The organism is Okeania sp. SIO2F4 (assembly GCF_010672385.1).
GTDB lineage: Bacteria > Cyanobacteriota > Cyanobacteriia > Cyanobacteriales > Microcoleaceae > Trichodesmium.
Genome location: NZ_JAAHGT010000707.1, coordinates 1 through 5145, shown reverse-complemented (window position 1 = coordinate 5145; position 5145 = coordinate 1). Strand labels below are relative to the sequence as shown.

2 protein-coding genes and 1 pseudogene are annotated in these 5145 nt (G+C 32.6%); all 3 read left to right on the top strand.

Going from position 1 to position 5145, the window contains the following annotated elements; translation table 11 throughout:
- The first annotated feature begins 262 nt into the window (after positions 1–262).
- Complete coding sequence (locus F6K22_RS30940; RefSeq protein WP_293107074.1) at positions 263–1618, top strand: hypothetical protein; 1356 nt, start codon at positions 263–265, stop codon at positions 1616–1618.
- A gap of 1299 nt (positions 1619–2917) precedes the next feature.
- On the top strand, positions 2918–3658 hold the full coding sequence (locus F6K22_RS30935) for an SGNH/GDSL hydrolase family protein (RefSeq protein WP_293107071.1): 741 nt from the start codon (positions 2918–2920) through the stop codon (positions 3656–3658).
- 821 nt (positions 3659–4479) lie between these two features.
- A pseudogene (locus tag F6K22_RS30930) lies at positions 4480–5145 on the top strand (hypothetical protein); the annotation flags it as partial.

Here is a 5145-nt window from a genome sequence, read left to right as displayed (position 1 = left end):
TAATAGTTTCAAACTTTAAATGTCAAATAATTGCCTGAAACTGTTGTTTTATCAAAGTTTTTAGCAATCGCAAATCTGGCATTCTCAATTCTCAATTCTCAATTCAGTGAAACGATATAAGATGTCCGGACTACAAACATTTAATTGTTAATATCTGTACTTCATATACGACGGAATCTGCTGTATTTACTTGCAACTATTTTTTCAACGACAATCAATCATAACAAAATGTAATTAGGGGAAATAAAAATTCAGCAATGCCATGAAAAATTTAAAATGGTTGCAGGGAATTAGAACAGGATTCAGTGTACTTACTATTAATTTAATTTTAGCATTTATTGGTTTAGAAGCTGTATCACTAGGATTTTATTATGCTGAGGAAGATCAACTATTTTATACGAGAAAAAATATTACTTCCAAAGTGCGAGAAGAGTTGGAAAAAGGAGGAACTAGACTTGGAACAGATTTAAATAATCAATCAATATTAGAGAGAATTCATCCGTTTTTTGGCTATGTACTTAAAGCAGGTTCCTTTACCAATGAAGAATTAGGAGTAAGGGTTAATAATTATGGTCTTATATCTGAGTATAATTATCCTTTTGCTAAAACAAATAAAAATCAGTTTATTATTGGTGTATTTGGCGGTTCAGTAGCAAATAATTTTGCTGTTAATCTTAGTGTGAATCAATCTAGAGGAAATCAAGAGTTTATTAACAGCTTAAAAACTATACCCGATTTAGCAGATAAAGAAATAATTATTCTCTGTTTTGCTGGTGGGGGTTACAAACAACCACAACAATTATTGATGTTAAATTACTTTCTTTCCATCGGTCAAGAATTTGATATGGTAATTAATATCGATGGCTTTAATGAAGTCGCACTATCTCACCAAAATAATCTGAAAAAAATAGAGTTATCTTTGCCAAGTATTCAGCATATTTTACCTTTAACACGATTAGCTAGTGATGATTTGTCGGTAATGAAGGCGATAGTGGAAATTAGCGAACTGAAAAATAATTTATCAACTGCTATTAATAAGTTGGAAAGTTGTAAATTAGCATTGTGTCATGGTTTAAGAAGTTTGCAACTCAAAGGATTACTAGATAGCTATCAAAAAGAAATTCTTAAATACGATGAACAAGTTGCTAGAAATTCTAGCAAAATTGATGGCAGTGACAGTTTAGTATATTTGAATAAAATTCCAGAAGTATTAGAAGATGAAATTGCCTTTGATAAAATTGGCAAAAATTGGTATGAATCATCCCTAGCAATGAGTCAAATTCTAGCCAAGAGAAATATATGGTATTTTCACTTTATTCAGCCCAATCAATATTATCCTACAGAAAGAGTCTATAGCCCAGAAGAAAAAATTTTTATCATCGAAGATCATCCTTATGCTATAGGAGTTAGAAAAGGTTATCCAGTATTACTTTCTCAAATTAATAGCTTAAAAGAAGCTAGGGTTAATATTTTTAATGGTGTGAATATTTTTGATCGGGAAAAAGAAATAGTTTATCGAGATGCTTGCTGTCACTATAATTTTCTGGGAGACACTATTTTAGAAAATTATATTGCTAATTCTATTAAAAATGTTATGGAAAAGAAAGATGGAAAATGATTTAAGTGGAAAAAATTCAGGAGTAAATGGAAAAGGTAGATGGCAAAATGTGACTGGAGTAACCAGGAGTTTCTCTGAGTGAAAATTTTTCCATCCTCGGCAAAATAACAGAGAAAATCTGAGTCGAAGGCGAACTTTGATTAAAAGTATGATGGAAAATCAAAATGTCTGATGAATTAAGTAGAGAAAATCAACAGGTGAGAAAATTCAGGAGTAAATGGAAAAGGTAGATGGCAAAATGTGACTGGAGTAACCAGGAGTTTCTCTGAGTGAAAATTTTTCCATCCTCGGCAAAATAACAGAGAAAATCTGAGAAAGCTAGAAGGAAAGTTGGATTGAAACTGTGATGATTAAGTGGAAAAAATTCAGGAGTAAATGGAAAAGATAGATGGCAAAATGTGACTGGAATAACCAGGAGTTTCTCTGAGTGAAAATTTTTCCATCCTCGGCAAAATAACAGAGAAAATCTGAGTCGAAGGCGAACTTTGATTAAAAGTATGATGGAAAATCAAAATGTCTGATGAATTAAGTAGAGAAAATCAACAGGTGAGAAAATTCAGGAGTAAATGGAAAAGGTAGATGGCAAAATGTGACTGGAATAACCAGGAGTTTCTCTGAGTGAAAATTTTTCCATCCTCGGCAAAATAACAGAGAAAATCTGAGTCGAAGGCGAACTTTGATTAAAAGTATGATGGAAAATCAAAATGTCTGATGAATTAAGTAGAGAAAATCAACAGGTGAGAAAATTCAGGAGTAAATGGAAAAGGTAGATGGCAAAATCTGACTGGAATAACCAGGAGTTTCTCTGAGTGAAAATTTTTCCATCTTCGAAAAAATAACAGAGAAAATCTGAGAAAGCTAGAATAAAAGTTGGATTAAAAGTCTGATAGAAAAGTAAAGTGGAAAATTAGTTCAACATAAAAAATGAAAAGGCAACAAAATTTAGTAGTAAATCTAGGAATAACAATAGGTACATTTATATTTGTTGTGATAGTGGGATAAATAGGATTAAGAATAGCAAAAATTGAACATCCTCCATCTCCAAGAACATATGAAAAATCAGAAAGTAAGTCTCTATATACTAGCAAAGATCCGAATCGAGGTTAGTCAGGAAATCGTAGTGCCAAAGCATTTTGGAAAGAAGAAGGTATAACTTCTGAATTGAAAATGAATAGTGGGGGTTTTCAGGATTATGAACGGAGTAAAACAAAACCATAAAATGGATTGATAATTGCTTTATTATGAGATTCTTTTACAGAATAAATTCATGTCAAATTAGAAGATACTTATGGTGCAATAATGGAGGAAAAATTACAACAATGTCCTGTCTTAAAAGACCGAAAAGTGGGGATAATTAATTTTGGCGTACAAGGTTATGGAACAGCCCAAGAATTAATGACTTTCAGACATCATGTTTGGGATTATGCACCAGATTTAGTCATATTAGCTTTTTATGCAGCTAATGATATTCGGAATAATTATCGCCCTCTAGAGCGCAACTACTTAAGACCTTATTTTGTCTATAAAAATGGTGAATTAGAATCAGATATGTCATTCCGTACTATGAAATCTTGGCCAAGAGGTCGTTATGTTTTTTCAATGGTTGATATATTACTAATTTGGTTGATAGAAAATTATCTGATTTTACAGCTAATTATAAAAATTGATATGGATAGTAAAAAAAGTCTATTTTTAAATGATTATGGTAAAATTATTATCTCTTTTTATGGAGAACCTCAATTAAATTATGACTGGGATAAAGGTTGGCAAGTAATCAAAGGTTTGATTAAATTAATGAGAGATGAAGTATATGAAAAGGGAGCAGATTTTATGATTATAGCAATTAGCGAGTCTCATCAAGTACATCCCGACTTAGAACACAGTCAAAAATTTCAAAATAATCATAATTTGTCAGATTTATACTATCGAGATCGGAGGATAGAAGAATTTGGCAAACAAGAGAATATTCCCGTGTATATTTTAGCCAGACCTTATAGGAGAAAAAGCAGAAAAAATAGGGAAGTGTTTATATGGGTTTGATAATGCGGAACCCTGTGGAGGTCATTTCAGTTATCAGTTAGCCTCCTGGGGGAGGAACTGCGCAATTCAGTTATCAGTTAGCCTCCTGGGGGAGGAACTGCGTTAACAGTACCCCTAGCTGTTTGCGCAGCATGACCTAGGAAAGCTTCGGGATTGCAATATGGAATATTCTATTTTCTCGGGGGGAGATTAGATATGGCGAACTTCGGAGCGGCTCTGAAAGAGCGGGAAACCTCGCCATCCAAGGACCGCTTTTTATCCCCTTAAAAGGGGAGGCTTGAGACCACAATTTTTCGGTCATTGGAATATAGAAGGTCATAAATTTGCATGATAAATCATATCAAATTATTTATGTGATAAGTATAAATTGGAAAGGTATGTTCAATAATTAATAATTAACAATTAACAATTAATAATTACCTCTTCTGTAATAGAAGGATTAGGTTAAAAGGAATTTTTTTCTTCTCAAGGGGAGATTGGATATGGTTAAGTAACCCATCCATCCCACCCTACGGGAAACTTCGTTAGATTCGGTGATTAATGTGGTACAACTGACGGGGTAAATATTTTTTGCTTGTTCCCTATCCTCCGACCCGTCTTCCCTAGGACCTACGGAGGTTACATGCAACGTCCCTACCTCCAACCTCCGACCTAAAACCATCAATATATGTACTTCCAGAGAGTAGGAAACTGCTGTATATAATCATAAAAATTCCTCATCGGATAACTCTTAGGATAAATAGAACATCAGTCAGAAATACATAGTATTTCTGCTGGAGCAAAACTGAAAAAATATCTAAATTACTTGCTATAAAATTGCCATGAAAAACTTGAGTATTTTGAAAAAACCCTCAGAACTATGGAAAATCGTTTTGATGAATATAATTTTCTTATTTGTATTTTTAGAATTAGGTTCTCTGGGTTGGTATTTTGTTAGATATAAGCAATTTTTCTACACCAGAGAAAAAGTAGCAGAAAATAATCAAGGAGAAGAACTAGAAAATCAAGAAGAAAATGAAAATGAAAATGGAAATACTAATACCAATACAAATCCGATGGGAATCAACTTAGCAGGAATTAGGTTAGAAAATTCTGTAATAGAAAGAATTCATCCTTACTTTGGCTATGTGCAAAAACCAGGACCAGATTTTCGAGAAGGTTTTAAATATAATGCTGCTGGTTTTATTTCTCCTTATGATTATCCTTATCACAAGAAGAATGATAATCAATATATAATCGGAGTCTTTGGTGGTTCCGTTGCATCGAACTATTCAATATATGAAATTCAGAATCAAATCTTAGAAAAGACATTAAAACAAATTCCAGAATTTAAAGATAAGGAATTTATTATCTTGTCTTTTGCAACAGGAGGCTATAAGCAACCACAACAACTAATATTATTAAACTACTTTCTTTCCATCGGTCAAGAATTTGATATGCTGATCAATATAGATGGGTTTAATGAGGTAATTTTGGCAAAAGAAACA

Bases quoted from the DNA above. Each gene is read 5' to 3' on its own strand.
- F6K22_RS30935 (WP_293107071.1), top strand. From the start codon at position 2,918: ATGGAGGAAAAATTACAACAATGTCCTGTCTTAAAAGACCGAAAAGTG.
- F6K22_RS30940 (WP_293107074.1), top strand. From the start codon at position 263: ATGAAAAATTTAAAATGGTTGCAGGGAATTAGAACAGGATTCAGTGTA.